The following is a 20,164-nucleotide window of genomic DNA, read 5'->3' on the forward strand; positions in this document are numbered from 1 at the left end:
GCAGGCGGGCGAGCCGGTATCGGTAAACCCCTTATCTGCTAGGTGAGATAGGTGGTTCTCACTGTAGATGCGCGTGAAAGAGACTGTTACAGTCCGCATGCGCGACTCTGGATGAGGGAGAAAATTTCATGCCAAAGACAGTTCTGCGGCGCGCCGTCGCAGGAAAGTCACTGGTCATCGGCACCCTCCTGGCCCTTCTGGTGCCGGGATCGGCCTACGCCAACACCGTCGGTGCGACGGTGAAGACTCCGGGGGCCACCTCCGGACCCGCAGCGACCTTCGCCGAGATCTCCACCCACGCGGACTGCGCCGCGGGGCTCATATCCGGTGGCGGGATCAACCAGGCCATCGGCACCGGGACATCGTCCAACGGCAACAAGGTCAACGGCACTTCGCCCAGCCCCGACGGCGCCACCGAGTACACGGGCTCGACCGGCGTCGTCGCCGCCGACGTGACGCACTGGCTCGGCATCGGCGGCAGCGGCGGCGCGGTCAACGCCTCGTTCTCCAGCACCCCGTACGCCATGTGCTTCACCAGCAACCTGATCAACCACACCCAGGTGGTGATGAACAAGGTCGCCGGACCCGCGACGTCCTCCACGGTGGGCCTCGTCACCGCCACCTGCCCGGCCAACACCCGTCTGCTCGGCGGCGGCGCCCGGATCACCCCGGCCGACGTCGGCAGCCTCAAGCCGATCGCCTCCTTCCCCACCTTCAACGACGCCGGACACGCCTACGGCCAGAAGGCGGCGGCCGACGGCGAGACGAACCCCGACTCCTGGACCGCGGTCGGCTGGAACGGCGGTGGCGGCGGCACCGGCAACACGACCTACGCCTACGCGATCTGCAGCGGCAACAACATCAACATCAGCGGCGCCACGGTCAAGGTGCGCCACGGCGAGGTCAGCGGCCCGACCGCGGCCACGACGGGCCAGACCGCGACGGTCGGCTGCGGCGGCAACGACGGAAAGCTCATCAGCGGTGGCGCGGCCATCAGCGGTGGCAGCGTGACGACCACGGCCTTCACCGGACCCGGCTCCCCGGGCGACCACCTCAACGGAAGTTACCCCAGCAACTCCGGCGGCACCCCGGTCGGCGACGGGACCACCACGGCCGCCTACTGGACGGCCTACACCCACACCGGCGGCGGCAGCTCCCCCAACACCTACACCGACGCCTGGGCGCTGTGCGCCGACGACGGCGTCTGAGCGGCATGAGGGACCCCCGCCCCATCACCACCACACCGATCAGGACCATGACCCGAATCAGACCCCACTCCCTCCCCGCCTCCCGGACGGCGCTCGTCCTCGGCGCGGCCGGACTCCTCGCCGCCCTGGTGGCACCCCTCACCGCGGCCGCCGACCCGGCGGACGTGACCGGCCCCTGCGGCCCGGCGGGCGTCTTCACCAGCTCGCCGCCCACCTGTACGTACGCCACCGCGGGCACGGACGTCTTCACCGTGCCCGCCGGGGTGAGCGTCCTCACCGTCGACCTCTACGGAGCCGAAGGCGGCAGCGCGGCCGGCTACGTCACCCCGAACCCCCCGAACGAGGGCGCACCCGGCGGCCTCGGCGGCCGGACCCACGCGGTCCTGGCCGTGACCCCCGGCCAGGCCGTCCAGATCACCCGGGGAGGCGTCGGCAGCTCCGGCACCCCCCGGCACGGCGAGTACGCCCGGCCCGGCGGCTTCGGCCACGGCACCGGCGGCGGCGGCGCGCACGGCGGCGGCGGCTCCGGCGGCGGCGCCACCGACCTGCGCACCGGCGCCTTCGGACCGACCGACCGGATCCTGGTGGCCGGCGCCGGCGGAGGCGCCGGCAACGGCGGCCCCCTGCTGCGCGGCGGCAACGGAGGCGGGCCCGCCGGGGAGAACGGCGGCGAGGGCGGCGGTCCCGAAGGGTCCGGCGCCGGGGGCACCGGCGGAACCCTGACCCAGCACGGCACCGGCACCCGAACCAACCCGATCGGCGCAGGGGGAGGCAACGCGAGCGACATCGACCAGCACACCGGCCGACTCAACCCCGGCTCCGGTGGCACCGGGGGCAACGGCGGCCGCGGCGGCAACGGCGGCGGAGGCGGTGGCGGCGGCTGGCGCGGCGGTGGCGGCGGCTCCGGCGGCGGCAACCCCGGCAACCTCTACGGAGCGGGCGGCGGTGGCGGCAGCGGTTACGCGGCCCCGGCCGAGGCCGGTGTCTCCGAGGCCTTCCTGGAGTCGGGGGTCCAGCACGGCGACGGCAAGGCCGTCGTCTCCTTCCGCTACGGCACCTCGACCACCCTCACCACGAACACCGCCACACCGCTGTTCGGGCACGCCGTCGCCCTGACCGCGACCGTGACGGGCGCCGAACACCCGGCCGCCGCCCCGGGCGGCAGCGTCACCTTCTCCGAGGGGACCACCCCGCTCGCCACCGTCGCACTCGACGGGGGACAGGCCCGCTTCACCACGAGCGCCCTGCGCCCCGGCACCCACCGGATCAGCGCCACGTACGCCCCGGACACCGACCACACGGCGAGCTCCACCGGTGAACCGACCGACATCACCGTCGGATTCAGCCGGCCCTGCATCACGACCGACCACCGCGGGCCGCTGACCGTGGCGGCCGGGGAATCGCTCTGCATCGACTCCGGCGGAAGGCAGAGCGGCCCGCTCACCGTCCGGCCCGGCGGCGCACTGTCCGTATCGGACGGCCGCGTCACCGGTCCGCTCTCGGCCGACGGGGCGCTCGCCCTGTCCCTCTGCGGATCCACGCTGACCGGCCCGGTCGGCGTACGGAACACCAGCGGTTCCGTGGTGATCGGCTCCGCCGTGCACGCGGGGGCGGACCCGGTCTGCGCCGGCAACGCGTTCACCGGCCCGGTCACCCTGGAAGCCAACCTCGGAGGCGTCGAGCTCTCGGGCGGCCGGGTCACCGGACCGCTGCGGTGCGAGGCCAACGAACCGGCGCCGCGCGTCACCGGAACCACCGTCGTCGGACCCCGGTCCGGCCAGTGCCGGTGACCGCAGCTCCATAGCCCCGCAGTTCCGTAGCGCCACAGCCACGTGGCGCCACAGCCACGTAGCAGCGCGGGCCCGGCAGAACGCCGGGCCCGCGCTGCTCAGAACGTCCGGTCCAGCAGCGCGAACAGCGCGGACCAGTGCCGCTCGTCCGAGGCCGCGTCGTAGGAGCTGGTGTCGGCCAGGGTGTAGCCGTGCGCCGCTCCCTCGTACACCTCCGCCCGGTGGCGGACGCCCGCCGCCGACAGGGCCTTCCCCAGCCGGTCGATCTCCTCGGCCGGCAGCGTCGGGTCCTGGTCCGCGTGGCCGAAGTACAGCTCGGCGGTGACCCGTTGCGCCACCAGGTGCGGACTGTCCGCCGCGTCCGTGGCCAGGAACCCGCCGTGGAAACCGGCCGCGGCCGCCACCCGCTGCGGATACGTCCCCGCCGTGAGCAGGGCCAGCCGGGCGCCCAGGCAGTACCCCGAGATCGCCACCGGCCCGGCGGCGACTTCCGGGAGGCCCGCGAGCCGCTCCAGATAGGCCTCGGCGTCGCGCATCGCCAGCCCGGCGGTCAGCGATTCGAGGACCGGGCCGATCCGGTCGAAGAGCTCCGGCTGCCGGCCGAAGTCCACGAACTCCGGAAGCTCGAACACCGGTGCGCGTCCGTGGCGGTAGAAGAGGTTGGGCATCAGGACGACATAGCCGGCCGCCGCGATCCGGTCCGCCACCGACTTGATGTGCGGGCGGATCCCGAGGGCGTTCACGTACAGCAGCACGCCGGGGTACGTGCCCGCGCCGTCGGGCCGGGCCAGATAGGCATCGGCGGTGCCGTCCCGAGTGACCACGTCAACTGTCGTCCGGACTACCTCGCATGCGGTCGTCATGGCCGTCCCCCTCTTTCGTATGGCGAAGGCCGCAGACTACCGTGATCGGGCTCTTGCCCCGGAGTGTCCGGAAACCGCCCTCAACGGTCCCCAACCGGGGGCGTACCGTGGTCCGATGCCAGTAGTGGACATCAGTGCCAGCGCGGATGAGTTCGATGCCGACCCGTATGCGTTCTACGAGAGGATGCGTGCGGCGGGGCCCGTCCACCGGATCATCCTCACCCCGGACGACATCGAGCCGAGCTGGATGATCGTCGGGCACGAGGAGGCGCGCCGCGCCCTCAACCACCCGGCCCTGTCCAAGGACTGGCGCACGTCGGGCCGGTTCCCGGACGCCCAGGCCGGCGCGATGAGCTCCAACATGCTGGAATCCGACCCTCCGCACCACACCCGGCTGCGGCGCCTGGTCGCACGGGAGTTCACCGCACGGCGGATGGAGGGCATGCGGACGCGCGTCCAGCAGATCACCGACGAGCTGCTCGACGCGATGGCCGCCCGGCCGGAGCGCGGCGGCGACCTGATCGACGCGCTGGCGTTCCCGCTCCCGATGACCGTGATCTGCGAGCTGCTCGGCGTCCCCGACCTGGACCGGGCACGGTTCCGGTACTGGTCCAACGAGATCGTCACCCCCACCTCGGCAGCCTCGAACGCCGACGCGTACCGGGAGCTGGGGATCTACCTCGCCGCGCTCATCGAGGCCAAGGCCAAGGAGCCCGGCGAGGACCTGCTCAGCGCGCTGATCCGGACCAGTGACGAGGGCGGCGACTCCCTGTCCCGCGACGAGGTCATCGGGATGGCCTTCCTGCTGCTGGTCGCGGGCCACGAGACCACCGTCAACCTCATCTCCAACGGTGTACGGGCCCTGCTCGCCCATCCCGCCCAACTGGCCTCGCTGCGCGCGGACTTCGATGGACTGCTCGACGGGGCGGTCGAGGAGATGCTCCGCTACGACGGCCCCGTGCAGCACAGCACGTACCGCTACGCCCGCGAGTCCCTGGACCTGGGCGTCGCCACCATCCCGGCCGGGGCCACCGTGTTCGTCTCCCTGGCCGGCGCCGACCGCGACCCCGCCCGCTTCGCGGATCCCGGGGTGTTCGACATCGGCCGCGCCCCGCAGGGCCACCTGGCCTTCGGCCACGGGCTCCACTTCTGCATCGGCGCCCCGCTGGCGCGCATGGAGGGCCGCATCGCGATCCGCTCCCTGCTCGAACGCTTCCCCGGCCTGGCCGAGGACCCGGAGGCAGGCCCGCCGGCCTGGCTGACGGGCAGCCTCATGCACGGCGTGAGCCGCCTCGCGGTCCGCTGGTAGCCCCGGCGGGCCGGGAGGTCAGCCGCCGGCGCCCCGCGCCAGGAGGCGTACGGCCTGTTCCAGGCGGGCCCGTCGGGTCTCCGGGGTGAGGGCCTGGAGGAGGGGCAGGACGACGAGGTAGCGCCCGGTCCGGTCCAGGGCTTCGAAGGCCGCCCGGGCCACCGGGTCCGCCGCCAGGGCCGCCGTCACGTCGGGCGGCACCTCCGCCGTCCGCTGGGAGGCGTAGGCCCCCGCCCAGCGGCCGTCCTCCTGGGCCTTGCGCACTTCGGCGAGGCCCGGCTCGCGCATGCGGCCGAGGGCCGTCAGCTCGGTCACCTTGTCGACATTGACCTGCGACCACAGGCTCCGGGGCCTGCGGGGCACGTACTTCTGCAGGTAGTACCGCTCGTCCAGGGACCGGCGCTGCCCGGAGATCCAGCCGTAGCACAGCCCGATGTCGACCAGCTGGTCCGCGGAGACCGAAGCGATCCCGGACGCCTTCTTCGCCAGCTTGACCCACACGCCCTCGTGCCGGGTGTGGTGCCCGGCCAGCCAGTCCTCGAAGGTCCCGGCGTCGGCGAACGCGATGACCTCCGCGCCGTCCAGCTCGTCCAGCTCGTCCCGCTCGTCCATACGGGCCAGATTAGTGCCCGCCCCCCGGAGCGGAGCGGGCGTCCGGCTGCGGGATAATGATCGTCGGTGCGGGCCCGGTTCGCGCCGGACAGCGCAGCGACACGAGATGGAGCCCCCGATGGACGTACGCCACTTCGAGCGGATCACCGCCTTCATCGAGGCGCGGCTCACCCCGCTCTTCGCCGAGGAGACGGGCAGCGAGAACGGCTTCGGGATGGACGACACCTCCCGCGCCCTGCGCGCCCTGCGCAACGCCGCACTGGAGGCCTCGGTGGCCAAGGGGCTCATCGAGCAGCGGGAGACGGCCGAGCCGGCGGTCCGCCGGGTCATCGACCAGGCGGTGGAGCACCACTGGGACGTGCTGCGCGGCATCGCCCGCCAGTGGGAGGACCACGCCGACTTCGTCCGCGAGTTCAAGCGCCACGCGTGGGAGCTCGACGAGGCCCCCGCGGCGGCCGTGGCCCCGTAGGCCCGGGAGCCCCGCGGCCCCGCAGCCCGGCCGGACGCTGCCGGCCGGGTCTACCGCAGGTCCATCCCCGGGTCGTCGATGACGCGCTCCTGCTCGCTCTGTTCGCGCAGGCGGCGCGCCTTGTCCCGCAGCCGCAGGCTCTCGTCGGGGTCGGTCGAGCGGGTGGCGGCCTCGTCGAGTTCCTGCGCCTTGTCGCGCAGCTGCCGGGACCGGCCGTGGGATTCGCCTGCACTCATGATCACTCCTGGGCGCTGTGGGGGGACGCCGGGCGGACTTCAGCGAACCAGCAGTACACCCGGAGCGCATCTCGAGCCACGATCACGGTGACGCGCGGTCACCACCAGTAGGCGGGGTACCTCGGTGCCTTGCGGCGCACGCGGGAGGCGGCGTAGCCGGTCAGGACGATCAGCACGGTCGATCCGAACAGCAGCGGGACGAACCGGTCCGCCGCCGGGGTCTGGAGCACGACCACCACGGCGGTGGCGCAGGCGGGTGAATGCGGAGTGCGCGCGGCCATGACCAGCGCCAGCGTGACACCGGCGGCCACCGCGGCGGCCCAGGCGCTGCTTGCGGCCACGGCCAGCACGCCGTACCCGACGGCCGCCCCCACCATGTGGCCGATCACCACCCCGCGGGGCTGCGCCAGGGGCAGCGTGGGCGCGCTGTGCACGAGGGCGGCGCTGGCGGCCAGCGGCGGTATGAGGATCGGCTCGTGGATCATGGCTCCGATCGCCACGAGCCACAGCAGGACCGCCGTGGCGGCACTGATGCTGTGGATCGCGGCGGCGGCCGTGGGCCGGGCCGGGGCCCGGCCGCCGATCATCCGGCGGCGGGGCGCCCCGGGGGCTTCGGCTCCGGGGGAGCCTGCGGCGTCGGGGGGCGGAGCGGGGTGGAGCGCGGTACTCATGGCGGCAGATATTCCGGGCAGGGCGGCCGTCGGCCGGGCAGGGGCGGTACGGGGGCGGGCGGGGCGGCGCCCACGGCGGCACGGTGTGCGCGGCACGCCCACGCGGGGTGGCCGGGCCACGCGGCGCTGCCGGGTCACGCGGGGCGGGCATGCCGTGATCGACGGCCGACCGACCTCGCGCCTCCCCGGGTGACGGGGCGGCGCATTCCCGACATGACCCTATCCGGAGCCCCTCCGGAACCCGCCCCCGGGTCCGCCCGGCGGCGCTCGCCCGGGTCCGGCGGCCGTCAGGCGTTGGGGTCGAAGGGGATCCCGGCCGGTTTGGCCTTGGCCAGGTGGCCGTTGAACTGGCCGTCCTTGATCCCGAGCAGGGCACTGCCGAAGTCGGCCTGGCTCAGCTTGTCGCGCAGCCCGGCGGGGTAGCCGTTCCAGCCGACCAGCGTCGGGTACTGCCAGGTCCCCTTGTGGTTCTCCGGCGGCTCGTCGTTGGAGTTCGCGGCGCGGAAGCAGTGCGTGCTCCAGCCGTCCTTGTGGTACACGATCTTCGGGTGGGTGCCGTCGAACCGGATCTGCGAGGCGGCGTGCACCTTGAAGTTCCCGTGCTCCGAGGTGGAGACGTAGGCGACCTGGTTGTTCTGGATCCACACCACGACGTGCTCCCAGTCGTGCCGGTGCCCGGCGCTGCCGGGGCCGAGCGAGACCTGGTCCTTCTCGAAGTAGAGCGCGTACATGACGGCGCACCAGCCGTTGTTGCACTTCGCGCGGGAGTAGCCGTTGGTGTTGTTCAGGTCGGAGAGGTCGCGGCAGCTGCCGTTGACGTCGCCGCCCATCTTCAGGCCCCCGTTGAGGGTGCCGTCCGGACCGATGGCGGGGCTGGAGTAGCAGCCGTCGCGGTCGTAGTCGTAGGCGGGCTGGAAGGTCTGTTCCAGCCCGTCCGCGTTGGCGGGCAGGGCCGGGGGCGGAGCCGCGTACGCGACCCCCGGCACGGCGAGGACCAGCGCCGCGGCCCCCGCCGTGGCGGCGAGCATCCGGCGGGCCCTGGGGCCCGGCCCCCTGCGGGAACGCTTCACGGACGGTGCGTCGGGCATCGTGTCCTCCTCATCGGTCACACGGGCAACGCCCGTGCGGGAATGCGGAGTTCAGCTTTCCCGGCTCCCGCCCCCAGGCATAGGGGCGGGAGCCTCCCGGTGTCCGGGAATCGCCGTCAGCGGTTCTCCGGGAGGTCCGCCTCCGCGGCGGCCGGGGCGAAGGCGAAACCGCGCGCGGTGGCCGGGCCCGCGGCCGGAGCCTTACCGCAGAAAGCGGCCTCCAGCGTGCCGCCGAGGGCGGTGTTGGCCTGCCCCCGGTTGGAGGTGTTCGCCATGGCGGAGAGGGAGCGCTTGCCGTCGCGGGTGGTGAACGCGTAGGTGTAGAAGCCCTGCACCGTGCCCGTGTGCCCGTAGACCTGCGCACCGCACGAGAGGTCGTAGCGGCGCAGACCCAGCCCGTAGAACCGGGTGTTCGTGGCGTCGGTCGGGGTCACGGTGAGCATGGCGTCCAGGGTGCCCGGGCGCAGCAGCTTCCCGCCGAGCAGGGAGGACATGAAGGTGCTGAGGTCGGCCGCGCTGGAGATCATCGCGCCCGCGGACTGCGCCCAGGAGACGGTCTGTTCGGTGGAGTCGACCAGCGGGGCGCCGGCGTCGTCCGGGTGCAGGTAGCCGTTGGCGTGCAGACCCTTGATGGTGGTGCCGGGGTGGACGTAGGAGGTGTTCTTCAGCTTGAGGGGCTTGATGATGCGCCGCTCGTACTCCTTGGCCACCGGCTTTCCGGTGGCCTTCTCGATGAGCATCCCCACCACGACGAAGTTGGTGTTCGAGTACTTGTACGCCACCCCGGGCTCGGTGGTCCTCGGCTCGGCGAGCGAGAGGCCGACGAGCTCCTGGTAGGTGAACACCTTGTTCCGGACGGCCTCGAAGCCGGGCACCGTGTGCTCGAACATCGCGTTCGTGTAGTCCGCCAGGCCGCTCCGGTGGGTGAGCAGGTGGCGCACCGTGATCCGGTCGTCGGGCAGCAGGCCCGGCAGGTAGGTGTTGACCGGCCGGTCCAGCTCGATCCGTCCCTCGTCGACCAGTTGGAGCAGGACGACCGAGGAGAACGTCTTGGTGACGCTGCCGATGCGGAAGCGGGCCCGCGTGTCCATCGCCGCGCCCGTGCTCCGGTCCCGTACGCCCTCCACCCGGGACCGGACGCCGTCCGGACCGGTGAAGCGGGCCATCGCCCCGGGGGCCCCGGCCGCCGTCGTATTGCGCAACGCCTGGGTCAGCGCCTCCAGATCGGGTACGGCGGCCGGCTGGACGGGAGACTGGGCGGCCGAGCCGGGCGCGGTCGCCGCGTGGGCCGCGCCGGCGGGCAGCGTACCGCCGGCCACGACGGCGAGCAGGGCGGCGCCGACGGCCAGGCGCCGTGAGCGGGGGAGGGACGGCAGGCTGGACGGGGACGTGGACGTGCGCACGTTGCTCCTCGGATGGGCCGGGTGGGCCGGCTCGGGGGGTATGGATCGTTTCCGACCTTACGGATGATCAACGGCAGGTAGGCACGTTTTCCAGCCACGCCGCCCCGCGGACGTAAATGTTCGTCATCCAGGCCCGGTAATCCGGAAGGTACGACCAGACGTCATTGGTGTAGCCGTCGGAGGTCACCGACTCGGCGTGCTTCTGGCATTCGACGCGGATGGTCGTCGGCCCGGGGAAGGCGTAGACGCGCGCGGCCGCCGCGGAAGGCAGCTCCTTGGTCCAGACTCCGGCGCCCCAGGTCTGGAACACGTGTCCGGTGACCGGGCCGGTGTTCACGCGGACGGCCCCGTAATAGCCGTTCGACAGCCGGGCGTCGGTGACCTCACTGACCATCAGCTTGGTACCCGACTGCCGGGCCTCCGCCATCTTGCCCGCCCCGAGGTAGAGGGCGATGTGGTGCAGGTCCCGCGAGGTTCCCCACACGAGCAGGTCGCCGGGGAGCAGCGGCGCGAGCCCCTGGGAGGCGGTGAAGCGCGCGGCCGCGCGGTGCGTGTAGTACTGCGCACTGGCCACTCCGTCGAGCGGGTCCGAGCCAGTGGCCTGTGCGTAGGCGTGGCGGACGAATCCCGAACAGTCGAAGCCGAGCCGTTCGGGATCGTGCTCGCTCGCCGGATCGGTGGGGTCCACCTGCCCGTAGGTGGCACCGGGCCCCGGGCCGTGACCACCGCCCCACGTGTACCAGACCCCCTTGTCCACCTGTTCGCAGGCGGCGGCGACGGCGCGCTCGGCCGCCGCCGATGCCCCGGGGGCCAGGACCCGGCAACCGCTGTCGGCGGCCGCCGGGGCGGCGGGGGTGCAGAGGAGTACGGCCAGGAGCGCGAGGAGCGTTCCGATGAGACCTGTTCGGCGCAGCACGATGGGAGACCTCGTTTCACACGGCACGGTGGTGGTGAAGCACGGCCGTCCGTCCGGCACTTGGCCGCCGGCGCCGCACACGTGACCAGCCTGTCGGCCGCCGCCCTGTCCCGTCGAGGGCCGAACGTGTCACCACCCGAACGGGCAACGGGAAACCCCCGGGGGAAACCCGCGCCGTCCCGTCACCACCGCCTATCGCTCCCCGGAGGGCCGGCAGCCGCGCGCCGTGCGCACCGGCAGACCGGGCAACAGGGCCTGCCGCTCCCGCGGTCCCAGCCGTCCCACCGTCCGGCAGATGTCCGCCAGCCGGGCGCCTGGATCCGGGTTCCACAGCCGTACCGTGCCGTCGTTGCTGCTGCTCGCCAGGGTCGACCCGTCGGGGGAGAAGGCGACGCCCCACACCGCGTTGGTGTGCCCGGTCAGCACGGCCCGGAGCCGGGGTCCGGGCAGGTCCCACAGCCGCACCGTACGGTCGTTGCCGCTGCTCGCCAGGGTCCGCCCGTCGGGGGAGAAGGCGATGCCCCGCGCCGAGCCGGTGTGCCCGGTCAGCACCGCGGTGACGCGCCGCTGCTCCGCGTCCCACAGCCGTACGGTGCCGTCGTTGCCGCTGCTCGCCAGGGTCCGCCCGTCCGGGCCGAAGGCGACGGCCCGTACCGCTCCCGCGTGGCCGCTGAGCGCGGCGAGCGGGCGGCGCCCGGCCACGTCCCACAGCCGGACGGTCAGATCGTCCCCGGCGCTGGCCAGGGTCCGCCCGTCGGGGCTGAAGACGACGTCGTTGGCGAAGTCGGTGTGCCCGGTGAGGGTGGCGAGGGGAGCGCGCGCGGTGGTGTCCCAGAGGCGTACGGTGCCGTCGGCTCCGGCCGAGGCGAGGGTGCGGCCGTCGGGGGCGAAGGCCACCGAGAACACCGTCCCGGTGTGCCCGGTGAGGGTGGCGAGGAAAGCGCGCGCGGTGGTGTCCCAGAGGCGTACGGTGCCGTCGGCTCCGGCCGAGGCGAGGGTGCGGCCGTCGGGGGCGAAGGCCACCGAGAACACCGTCTCGGCGTGCCCCGTGAAAGTGGCCTGAACTCGCCGTCCGGCCACGTCCCACACCAGCACCGTGTGATCGGCGTCGGCCGTGGCGAGGAGCTTTCCGTCGGGGCTGTACGCGGCGTGCCACACCTCGGTGAACGGGCGCGCCGTCAGCACCGGCCCCCGCAGGTCCCAGAGCACGACGGACTGGTCGAACGCGGCGGTGGCGAGCACCGATCCCGCCGGGTCCACGGAGACGGCGAGCACGTAGTCGGTGTGGCCGGCGAGCGTCGCCGTGAGGCGGCCGCTCCGGACGTCCCACAGTCGGGTGGTGCCGTCGCCGCCCCCGCTGATGACGGTGGTGCCGTCCGGGGTGTAGGCCACGGAGTTGACGTCGTCGCTGTGCCCGGCCAGCGTCGCCGCCGCGCGCCGCCCGCCGACGTCCCACAGCCGCACCGTACGGTCGACCCCGCCGGTGGCGACCGTACGGCCGTCCGGGGCGAAGGCCGCGCCCAGCACTTCCCCGGTGTGCCCCTCCAGAACGCCGGCCGGCTCGGCCCGCCGCGTGTCCCACAGGCGTACGGTCCCGTCGGCGCCGGCCGATACGAGGCTCCGGCCGTCCGGGGCGTAGGCCAGGGTGTTGACCCGTGCGGTGTGCCCGGTCAGGACGGCGTGCTCGCGGTGTTCCCCGGACGGGTCCCGCAACTGGATGGTCCCGTCGGCGGCCGCGATGGCGAGGGTGTCCCCGTCGGGGGCGAAGGCCACCGCCCGGGCGCCCGCCGTACTCGGGGGCAGCACCGACACGGAGCCGCCGCCCGCGCCGACGGACCAGAGCCGGACCGGGCCGTCGGTGGAACCGGCCGCCAGGGTCCGCCCGTCGGGGCTGAAGGCGACCGTGCGCACCCGGCCGGGTGCGGTGAAGGCGGCGACCGTGCTCCGGTCGGCCACCCGCCGCAGCAGCACCTTCCCGTCGGAGCCGGCCGTCGCCAGCAGCCGGCCGTCCGGTGCGAAGGCCACCGCGTTGACCGGCCCGCCGTGCCCGCCGAGCCGCGCCAGGAAGGGCTGCGACTGGGTGCTGAGCAGGGCGCCGCGCGCCTCGGGCGTCGCTTCGGCCCGGTAGGCCTCCTCGGCGAGCAGCATGGAGGCCTCGGGCTGTCCGGCGGACAGGGACAGCGACCGGGCGGCCAGCGCCTGGGACCGGGCGGTCCGCTCCTGGCGGAGCGCCCCCGCGCGCTGCTGGTAGGCCACCCCGCCGGCGGTCAGCGCCAGCAGGAGCAGGACGACGAGCGTGGCCAGCATCCGCTGGTGCAGGCGGACCCGGAGCCGGTCCTGACGGCGGCGGGCCTCCTCCGCGGTCCGGCTCGCGTCGAGGAAGGCCGCCTCCCGGGGGCCCGGCCGGCTGCGGCCGTCCAGCTCGTCGGCCCAGGCGCGGGCGGTGGCGAGGCGGCTGCCGCGGTACAGCACCGACGGGTCACGGGCCTCGCGCACCCATTCGTCGGCGGCCTGGGCGAGTTGCTGGTGGACGAGCAGCCCGGCCCGGTCGGCGTGGATCCATCCGCGCAGCCGGGGCCAGGCGTGCAGCAGGGCCTCGTGGGTGATCTCCACGGTTTCGCTGTCCGCGCTGATCAGCCGGGCCCGGACGAAGGCGTCGAGGGCGGCGGCGGCCCGCACGGTGTCGGCCTGCCCCTCCAGCAGGGCGGTCCGGCTCATCCGGCGCCGGGTCGGCCCCGTACCGTCGGCGATGTGCACCAGCCGGACGAGGAGCCGCCGGACCATCCGCTGCTCGGCCGGGTACAGGCGGGCGAACACCTGCTCGGCGCTGCGTGCGACGGCGCCCTGGATGCCGCCGGCGTACTCGTACCCCGCGACGGTGAGCGTGGCCCCCTCGCGCCGCTGCCAGGTCGCCATCAGCGCGTGGGACATCAGGGGCAGGGCGCTGGAGGGGGCCTCGCCGGACAAGGTGTCCGGACCGCCGCCGTTGCGCGCCAGGACGCCCCCCGCAGCGGGGTCCCCTGCATCGGGGTCCCCCGCACCGGGGCCCCCTGCGCCGGGATCCCGTACGCCCGCGTCCCGCAACAGCAGCGGGACCAGCCCCGGCTCCAGTACGAGCCCGGCGAGCTCCGCCGGGCGCGTGATCGACTCCCGCAGCTCCGCCACCGACATCGGGGGCAGGACGAACAGCCCGTCGCTGAACACGGCTGCCAGCTCCGGCAGGTCCAGGCACTCCCCGGAGAAGTCGGCCCGCACACCGAGCACGACGACGGCGGGGTCGTATCCGCGGCCGGGCTGCGTGGCGGCCAGGGCGAGGAGCACCCGTACGAAGGCGTGGCGCTCCTCTTCGCCGGAGCAGAGGGTGAACAGCTCCTCGAACTGGTCGACCAGCAACACCGGCCGCACGGTGGGGAGCCCGCGCCGGTCCGGCTCGGGGAAGGGGCCGGCGCCGTGCGTCAGCCGGTGCACGGATTCGAGCAGGAGTTCCGGGTGGGCACCCAACTGCTCCGGGTTGACGCCGAGATCGCCCCCCACCGCCTTGACGGTGGAGTCGAGCAGTTCCCGCAGCGGGTGCGCGGTGGGGGTGAACCTGACGACCGGCCAGCCGTCGGCCCCCGCCACCGGGAAGCCGCCGCGCCGCAGGGCCGGTACCAGACCCGCGCTGAGCAGGGAGGACTTGCCCGCGCCCGATCGGGCGACGAGGAGCAGCGGGCCGTGCCCGAGCCGGTCGTGGACCCGCTCGACCAGGGCGGCCGTGGCGCGCTCGCGGCCGAAGAACCACTGGGCGTCCTGCGGGGTGAACGCCGACAGGCCGCGGTAGGGGCACGCGCCGTCCGACTGCGGAGCACGCGGCCGGGGCGGACCGGGAGCACCAGGGGTTCCGAGGAGACCGGAGGGATCGGTCCGGGATCCGGCCGGGGGCCGGGCCCGGGAGCCGGCCTGCGGTCCGGTCTGCGGTCCGGCCTGGGTTCCGGCCTGGGGTCCGGAATCCTCGCTCTCCGGTACCAGTCGCAGCAGTTCGCCCTCGGCCCCGAGGGCCCGGTCGCAGCTGCGGGCGACGTCGAGGGTGACCGGCTTCGCACCGGTCTCGATCTTGCTGAGATAGCCCTTGCTGTAGTGCGTCTGGCGGGCCAGGTCGCCCAGCGACAGGCCGCGCTGTACGCGCAGCCTTCGCAATTGGGCGGGAAAGGCCGCCGCGGTCCCGCTCTCGCGGTCCGGATCCCCCAAGACGTCCCCCATGGCAATGTGCGCCCAGGCTGTGAGAGGCAGGTGCCCAGGCTAGCGCGGGGGTCGGAGCACCGACCGGCCATTCGTGCGGTGCGGCGCGAAACGGCGACGTTCCGGAGCCCGGCCGCGGGCCGGACTCCGGAACGTTCTTGCGAGTGGCGTACGGGCGTACCGGCCCGTGGCGCGCTAGCGGTTGAGGGTGATCGAGTTGATCGGCCCGAGGTCGGCGTAGACCCCGGTGCCCTGGGCGATGGGGTTGCCGCAGTTGGCCCCGTTGGAGCCCTTGCACAGGCGTGCGGTCGCCCCGCCGTACTGGTTGTTGAGGACCCAGTGGTTGCCGTACTGGTTGGTCAGGTTGTGCGCCCCGTAGCTGTAGAACACGTGGCTCGGGCTGACGGCGGGGTTCTGGTTCTGCGGGTAGATGCAGACCGCCCCGTCCGGGCATCCGGCCCACGTGTCGGCCGGCTGGGCGCCGGAGGCTCCGGCGGCTCCGCTCAGTGCGACGACGGCGGCCGCGGCGGTGGCGAACGCGGCGGCGCCGCGGATCATCTTGCGCATGGTGTCCCCTCGGGTCTTGCTCCGTGCTGACACCTAGAGCCTGTCCCCGGTGGGCACCGGGGTCGACGGGTTTCCCGTCGCCCGTCGGCGGACCGGACCGGGAAACCCCCTGTGACCAGCGAACTCCCCGAAGGAGGGGCAACGCCCGTGCCTGCTCCTTCGGCCCAGCGCGGATGAGGCCTTCGGGCGAACGCGCTGCGCGGCGCACGGGGCGGCCGACGCCGGGGTGATAGCCCGAGGGGACCAACACACCCCGGAGGTGCGGCCGCACATGACCAGGCGACTCGTGACGCGGCCCGCCCGGCGGCTCCCGCCCGGCGGCCGCCCCCGCGGCGAGGGCCGGACCGGGCAGGACCGTCCCCCGGCGCGTGCGGGGTCCCCGGCCGCCGCACGGACGGCGACCCCGGTCGCCCCGGCCCTGCGGACAGCGGCCGGGTACGCCTGGCGGCTGCTGGTCGTCGGCGCGGCGGCGTACGCGGTCTTCGCCGTCCTGGGACGGTTCCACGAGATCGCCCTGGCCCTCTTCCTCGGCCTGGTCGCGGCGGCCATGCTGCGCCCGCCCGCCGGGCTGCTGGCCCGGGTGATGCCCCGCGGGCTCGCCGTGGCCTGCTCGCTGATCGGCAGTCTGATCCTGGTGCTCGGCGCCCTCGCCCTGGTCGGCGAGGCCGTCGCGGGGGAATGGCCGGCGCTGGTGAGCGAGTTCCGGGTAGGGCTGGAGCGCATCCAGAACTGGCTCCAGGGCCCGCCGCTGCGGCTCGACGCGCACGCCCTGAGCGATGCCCAGTCGAAGATCGGCGACTACCTCTCCAGCCACCGCTCCACCCTGCTGAGCACGGCGCTCAGTGGTGCGGGACGGGTCGTGGCGGTCTTCACCGTGCTCGCCCTGGCGCTGTTCTGCTCGGTCTTCTTCATCCACTCGGGCGACCGGCACTGGAGCTGGTTCTGCGGACAACTGCCGGTGGGCGTACGGGACCGGGTGGCCGTGGCCGGACGCGCCGCGTGGCGGACCTTCACGGGCTACACCCACGGCATCGTGCTCGTGGCCGCGACCAACGCCGTCCTCGTGGGCATCGCGCTCTACCTCCTGGGCGTCCCGCTGGCCGTCCCGCTCGCCCTGCTGGAGTTCGCCGCCGCCTTCGTCCCGCTCATCGGCTCCCCGGTGGCGCTCGGCGTGGCCGCCGTCGTCGCCCTTGCCACCAAGGGGCCGCTCGTGGCGGCCCTGGTGGTCGCGCTCATCGTGGTCATCGGCCAGATCGAAGGACACCTGCTGCATCCGCTGGTGATGAGCTGGGCGGTGCGCCTGCACCCGATGGTGGTGGCTCTGTCGGTGGTCGCGGGAGCCATCGCCGCCGGGATCGTGGGCGCCGTGGTGGCGGTTCCGCTGGTCTCGGTGGCCTGGGCCGTCCACCAGTCCCTGCGCGGCACCCGCACGAACTGACCGTCCGCGGGACCCGTGCCTGCGGCGGCCTCCGGTCAGCCCCGGGGGTCCACGACGGCCTCGACGTGGTCGGCGACGGCGACGAGCAGCACCCGCGTGCCCGCCTCCAGCGCCCGCCAGCGGTGCTCCACCCCGCCCGTGAGGTACAGCGTGTCTCCGCGGCCCAGGCGGTGGGTCCGCCCGTCCACCTCCACCTCGGCGGCCCCGTCGGCCACGTACATCAACTCGTCGTTGCGGTGCCGGAACGCGCGGTCGGCCTCGTGGTCCCCGGTGAACTCCAGCGCGTGCATCTGGTGCTGGCCGCGTACGAGCGGACGGACCCGGGCCGTCGGATCCGGCCCGGAACCGGGCCCGGCATTCATCCCGGAGCCGAGCCCGGAGCCGAGCCCGGAGCCGGTCCCGGATTCGAGCCCGGAATCCGCATCGGCCCGCACGATGTCCACCCGGCGCGGGGTCTCCCCGGCGGCCAGTAGCTGCACCGCCGTGGTGTCCAGGGCGTCGGCCACCCGCTGGAGCGAACGCATGCTGGGGCGGGCCCGGTCGTTCTCGATCTGGCTGAGGAAGGGCGAGGACAGCCCGCTGCGCGCCGCCACCTCGGCGAGGGTGAGGTCCAGAGCCCTGCGCCGCCTGCGGATGCCCGCACCGATCCTCCGCTCGGACGTCTCGTCTACCACCCGGCCGCACACCCCGCTTCTCTTTCCCCGCCTCTGACGATCATCTTCCCGCACCCGGCCGTGGGCTTCGCACGCCCTTCACAGTGCCGCAACAATGCACCGCTAACTTCAAAGGAGATTGCTCGCATCAAAGAAAGTTTCACGCTCCGCAGGAGGACAGCATGCCCCCGGTCGACCAGAACTCCCGCCGCCGCCGCGGCACCGGTCTCATCGCCCTCGACCCCACCGCCTCGGAAGGCGGGTACACCCTCTTCGCCCCGCTCACCGGCACCGGCGAGGTCTACCTGATCGACATCCACGGCGAGGTGGTCCACGAGTGGCGGCTGCCCTACCGCCCCGGCCGGCACGCCCGGATCCTCGACAACGGGAACCTGGCCTACAGCGGCGTGCTCCCCGGCGAGGAGACCCTCTTCCCGATGTGGCACAAGTACCGCGGCGGCGTGATGCTCGAAGCCGCCCCCGACGGCACCGTCCTGCACGAACACCGCGATCCGCTCCAGCACCACGACGCCCACCACCTCGGCGGCGGCCGCGTGCTCTACACCGCGCTCGAACCACTGCGGGGCGCCGACGCGGCGGGCGTGCTCGGCGGAGTGCCCGGCTCGGAGGCGGCCGACGGCACGGTATGGGCCGACACCATCACCGAGGTCGACGCCGACGGCTCCGTACGCTGGTCCTGGAGCGCGGCCGAACACCTCGACCGGGCCGCATACGCCCTGCACCCCGACTACGCGCGCGAGCACTGGCCGCTGGTCAACAGCGTCGTACCGCTCGCCGACGGGAACGTCCTCGCCAGCCTGCGCAGCGTCTCCGCCGTGGTCGTCATCAGCCGGGAGACCGGCGAGATCCTCTGGCGCACCGAGCCCGGCGTCGTCTCGCAGCAGCACGCCCCCACCGAACTCGCCGACGGCAGGGTGCTGGTCTTCGACAACGGCGTCTTCCGCCCCGGCTCGGACGTCCCCTACTCCCGCGTCATCGAGATCGAGCGCTCCTCCGGAAAGGTCGTCTGGGAGTACCACGACCCGGCCCGCGAAGCCTTCTTCGCCCCGTTCATGGGCAGCGCCCAGCGCCTCACCGGCGGCAACACCCTCGTCACCGACTCCCCGTCGGGCCGCCTCTTCGAGGTGACCCCGGAGGGCTACCTCTGCTGGGAGTACGTCGTCCCCCACTTCGGCGCCTACCAGGAGTCCGAGGTCCGCGGCCTGTTCCCGTCCGAACCCAACGCCGTCTTCCGCTCCTACCGGTACACCGCCGAAGAGCTCCCCTGGCTGGACAGAGAGGCCGCCCGGTGAGCGCCGCCCGCGCGTTGCCCGCACCGGTGAGCCCGGCCGGTCCGGTCGGTCCCGTGGACGAGCGGCTGCCGCTGCGCCGGCTGGCCCCGCTGTCCGCACAGCACGTACTGGCCATGGTGGCCGCGCCCGTCTCCACCACGTTCCTGACCGGCCAGGCCCTCGGCCTCACCGCTGCCGCCGCCGCCTCCCTGCTCAGCGCCACCCTCGTGCTCTGCGGCGCCGGCACCCTGCTCCAGTCCCTCGGGATCTGGCGGTTCGGGGCCCGGCTGCCGTTCGTCATGCTCCCCGGCGGGGCGGCCACCGCGCTCTTCCTCCAGATAGCGAAGGACCACGGCCCCGCGACCGCGACCGGCTCGGTACTCCTCGCCGCGGCGCTGCTCTTCGCCGTCCTGCCCTTCTACGCGAAGGTCGTACGGCTCTTCCCGCCCGTGGTCATGGGCATCACCGTGCTGCTCATCGGGATCGCCATGATCCGGGTCGCCGCCCAGCTGGTCACCGGCCGCCCCGGGACCCCCGGGTACGCCTCGCCCTCGGCCGTGGTGCTGGCCGGCGCGACCATCGCGGCCACCGTGCTGTTCCTCCTGGTCCTGCGCGGGATCTGGAGGCAGACCGCCGTGCTCCTCGGCATGGGCGCGGGCACCCTCATCGCGCTCACGACCGGCCTCGGCCACTTCACTCCGGCGGGCGGAGCCGGAGGGGGCCTGACCCTCCCGCACCTCCTCCCGTACGGCGCACCGCACTTCGACGTGCTCGCCGCACTGCCCCTCCTCGTCTTCAGCCTCACCACCCTCGCCGAGATCACCGGGCAGACCGTGCTGAACAGCGAGACCGTGGGGCGCGAGAGCGACCCAGGGCGCGATGTGCCCCGGGTGGCCAGGGCCGACGCCCTGATCTCGGTGTTCGGCGGGCTGTTCGGCACCTCGCTGATGGTCACGAGCGCCGAGAACATCGGCATCGGACGGCTCACCGGCGTCCGCAGCCGCTTCGTGACCGCCGGGGCGGGAGTGCTGCTCATCGCCGTCGGCCTGCTGGCACCCGTCTCCCGGCTGCTCGCCGCGATCCCGGCGCCCGTCGTCGGCGGATCCGCCCTGGTGATCTACGGGATCATCGCGGTGATGGGCGTCGACATGCTCGGGCGGACCGCGCCCGGCGCGGGCGGCGGTTCCACCGTCATCGCGCTGGCCCTCACCGCCGGACTGCTTCCGGTGGTGGCCCCCGACCTCTACCAGGGGTTCCCCACCTGGGCCCGGACGGTCCTCGGCAGCGGTGTGGTGGCGGGCACGCTCGCCGCCGTCCTGCTCCACGCCCTCTTCCGCGCCTTCGGGAGCGGCGAGCCGCCGGGCACGGCGTCCGCACCGAAGGCCCACCCCGCGGACTGACGGCGCCGCTCCGCCGGGCCTGCGGCTATCC

The 20,164-nt window shown here is 73.8% G+C and carries 17 protein-coding genes; 7 read left to right on the forward strand and 10 right to left on the reverse strand.

Going from position 1 to position 20,164, the window contains the following annotated elements:
• Positions 1-128 precede the first annotated feature (128 nt).
• Together OG247_RS39825 and OG247_RS39830 are read left to right on the forward strand one after the other, a co-directional pair.
• Positions 129-1,208: a hypothetical protein gene (locus tag OG247_RS39825; RefSeq protein WP_327256837.1), complete on the forward strand. Its 1,080-nt coding sequence runs from the start codon at positions 129-131 to the stop codon at positions 1,206-1,208.
• A gap of 47 nt (positions 1,209-1,255) precedes the next feature.
• Positions 1,256-2,998, forward strand: a complete 1,743-nt coding sequence (locus OG247_RS39830; protein ID WP_327256838.1) for an Ig-like domain-containing protein — start codon at positions 1,256-1,258, stop codon at positions 2,996-2,998.
• 98 nt (positions 2,999-3,096) lie between these two features.
• Here OG247_RS39830 and OG247_RS39835 read toward each other — a convergent pair whose 3' ends face one another.
• The gene (locus OG247_RS39835; RefSeq protein WP_327256839.1) at positions 3,097-3,861 is read right to left on the reverse strand and encodes a dienelactone hydrolase family protein; all 765 of its coding nucleotides are present in this window, start codon (positions 3,859-3,861) and stop codon (positions 3,097-3,099) included.
• Between the two features lie 115 nt (positions 3,862-3,976).
• Between OG247_RS39835 and OG247_RS39840 the strand changes: the two genes are divergently transcribed.
• Positions 3,977-5,170: a cytochrome P450 family protein gene (locus OG247_RS39840; protein WP_327256840.1), complete on the forward strand. Its 1,194-nt coding sequence runs from the start codon at positions 3,977-3,979 to the stop codon at positions 5,168-5,170.
• An 18-nt stretch (positions 5,171-5,188) separates the two neighbouring features.
• Here OG247_RS39840 and OG247_RS39845 read toward each other — a convergent pair whose 3' ends face one another.
• Positions 5,189-5,782 carry a YdeI/OmpD-associated family protein gene (locus OG247_RS39845; RefSeq protein WP_327256841.1) on the reverse strand — a complete coding sequence of 198 codons (594 nt, stop codon included), beginning with the start codon at positions 5,780-5,782 and terminating at the stop codon, positions 5,189-5,191.
• A 118-nt stretch (positions 5,783-5,900) separates the two neighbouring features.
• On the opposite strand from OG247_RS39845, the gene OG247_RS39850 reads away from it, so the two are divergent.
• Positions 5,901-6,251 carry a hypothetical protein gene (locus OG247_RS39850; RefSeq protein WP_243332017.1) on the forward strand — a complete coding sequence of 117 codons (351 nt, stop codon included), beginning with the start codon at positions 5,901-5,903 and terminating at the stop codon, positions 6,249-6,251.
• Between the two features lie 50 nt (positions 6,252-6,301).
• On the opposite strand, the gene OG247_RS39855 is transcribed toward OG247_RS39850, so the two are convergent.
• From OG247_RS39855 to OG247_RS39885, 7 genes are all read right to left on the reverse strand, one after another.
• On the reverse strand, positions 6,302-6,487 hold the full coding sequence (locus OG247_RS39855; RefSeq protein WP_279345527.1) for a DUF6381 family protein: 186 nt from the start codon (positions 6,485-6,487) through the stop codon (positions 6,302-6,304).
• A gap of 98 nt (positions 6,488-6,585) precedes the next feature.
• Positions 6,586-7,158 carry an HPP family protein gene (locus OG247_RS39860; protein WP_327256842.1) on the reverse strand — a complete coding sequence of 191 codons (573 nt, stop codon included), beginning with the start codon at positions 7,156-7,158 and terminating at the stop codon, positions 6,586-6,588.
• Positions 7,159-7,445: 287 nt separating this feature from the next.
• The gene (locus tag OG247_RS39865) at positions 7,446-8,246 is read right to left on the reverse strand and encodes an NPP1 family protein (RefSeq protein WP_442813534.1); all 801 of its coding nucleotides are present in this window, start codon (positions 8,244-8,246) and stop codon (positions 7,446-7,448) included.
• 116 nt (positions 8,247-8,362) lie between these two features.
• A complete protein-coding gene (locus OG247_RS39870) occupies positions 8,363-9,649 on the reverse strand; it encodes a serine hydrolase domain-containing protein (protein ID WP_442813535.1) in 1,287 nt (428 codons plus the stop codon).
• A gap of 67 nt (positions 9,650-9,716) precedes the next feature.
• A complete protein-coding gene (locus tag OG247_RS39875; protein WP_327256843.1) occupies positions 9,717-10,565 on the reverse strand; it encodes a C40 family peptidase in 849 nt (282 codons plus the stop codon).
• Between the two features lie 192 nt (positions 10,566-10,757).
• Complete coding sequence (locus tag OG247_RS39880) at positions 10,758-14,804, reverse strand: nSTAND1 domain-containing NTPase (RefSeq protein WP_327256844.1); 4,047 nt, start codon at positions 14,802-14,804, stop codon at positions 10,758-10,760.
• Positions 14,805-14,978: 174 nt separating this feature from the next.
• On the reverse strand, positions 14,979-15,350 hold the full coding sequence (locus tag OG247_RS39885; RefSeq protein WP_327256845.1) for a hypothetical protein: 372 nt from the start codon (positions 15,348-15,350) through the stop codon (positions 14,979-14,981).
• 271 nt (positions 15,351-15,621) lie between these two features.
• Between OG247_RS39885 and OG247_RS39890 the strand changes: the two genes are divergently transcribed.
• The gene (locus OG247_RS39890) at positions 15,622-16,788 is read left to right on the forward strand and encodes an AI-2E family transporter (protein WP_327256846.1); all 1,167 of its coding nucleotides are present in this window, start codon (positions 15,622-15,624) and stop codon (positions 16,786-16,788) included.
• 35 nt (positions 16,789-16,823) lie between these two features.
• Here OG247_RS39890 and OG247_RS39895 read toward each other — a convergent pair whose 3' ends face one another.
• The gene (locus OG247_RS39895) at positions 16,824-17,462 is read right to left on the reverse strand and encodes a helix-turn-helix domain-containing protein (protein ID WP_327256847.1); all 639 of its coding nucleotides are present in this window, start codon (positions 17,460-17,462) and stop codon (positions 16,824-16,826) included.
• Between the two features lie 161 nt (positions 17,463-17,623).
• Here OG247_RS39895 and OG247_RS39900 point away from each other — a divergent pair, with 161 nt between their 5' ends.
• On the forward strand, positions 17,624-18,754 hold the full coding sequence (locus OG247_RS39900; RefSeq protein ID WP_327256848.1) for an aryl-sulfate sulfotransferase: 1,131 nt from the start codon (positions 17,624-17,626) through the stop codon (positions 18,752-18,754).
• Entirely contained in the window at positions 18,751-20,133 is a 1,383-nt protein-coding gene (locus OG247_RS39905; RefSeq protein WP_327256849.1) for a uracil-xanthine permease family protein, read from the forward strand. The genes OG247_RS39900 and OG247_RS39905 overlap by 4 nt, the downstream gene beginning before the upstream one ends.
• Positions 20,134-20,164 lie beyond the last annotated feature (31 nt).

It is taken from the genome of Streptomyces sp. NBC_01244, from assembly GCF_035987325.1.
Taxonomy (GTDB): domain Bacteria; phylum Actinomycetota; class Actinomycetes; order Streptomycetales; family Streptomycetaceae; genus Streptomyces.

Excerpts from the sequence above, each read along its gene's own strand:
- OG247_RS39825 (WP_327256837.1), top strand. The coding sequence starts at position 129 with ATGCCAAAGACAGTTCTGCGGCGCGCCGTCGCAGGAAAGTCACTGGTC.
- OG247_RS39830 (WP_327256838.1), top strand. The coding sequence starts at position 1,256 with ATGACCCGAATCAGACCCCACTCCCTCCCCGCCTCCCGGACGGCGCTC.
- OG247_RS39835 (WP_327256839.1), bottom strand. The coding sequence starts at position 3,861 with ATGACGACCGCATGCGAGGTAGTCCGGACGACAGTTGACGTGGTCACT.
- OG247_RS39840 (WP_327256840.1), top strand. The coding sequence starts at position 3,977 with ATGCCAGTAGTGGACATCAGTGCCAGCGCGGATGAGTTCGATGCCGAC.
- OG247_RS39845 (WP_327256841.1), bottom strand. The coding sequence starts at position 5,782 with ATGGACGAGCGGGACGAGCTGGACGAGCTGGACGGCGCGGAGGTCATC.
- OG247_RS39850 (WP_243332017.1), top strand. The coding sequence starts at position 5,901 with ATGGACGTACGCCACTTCGAGCGGATCACCGCCTTCATCGAGGCGCGG.
- OG247_RS39855 (WP_279345527.1), bottom strand. The coding sequence starts at position 6,487 with ATGAGTGCAGGCGAATCCCACGGCCGGTCCCGGCAGCTGCGCGACAAG.
- OG247_RS39860 (WP_327256842.1), bottom strand. The coding sequence starts at position 7,158 with ATGAGTACCGCGCTCCACCCCGCTCCGCCCCCCGACGCCGCAGGCTCC.
- OG247_RS39865 (WP_442813534.1), bottom strand. The coding sequence starts at position 8,246 with ATGCCCGACGCACCGTCCGTGAAGCGTTCCCGCAGGGGGCCGGGCCCC.
- OG247_RS39880 (WP_327256844.1), bottom strand. The coding sequence starts at position 14,804 with ATGGGGGACGTCTTGGGGGATCCGGACCGCGAGAGCGGGACCGCGGCG.
- OG247_RS39885 (WP_327256845.1), bottom strand. The coding sequence starts at position 15,350 with ATGCGCAAGATGATCCGCGGCGCCGCCGCGTTCGCCACCGCCGCGGCC.
- OG247_RS39890 (WP_327256846.1), top strand. The coding sequence starts at position 15,622 with ATGACCAGGCGACTCGTGACGCGGCCCGCCCGGCGGCTCCCGCCCGGC.
- OG247_RS39900 (WP_327256848.1), top strand. The coding sequence starts at position 17,624 with ATGCCCCCGGTCGACCAGAACTCCCGCCGCCGCCGCGGCACCGGTCTC.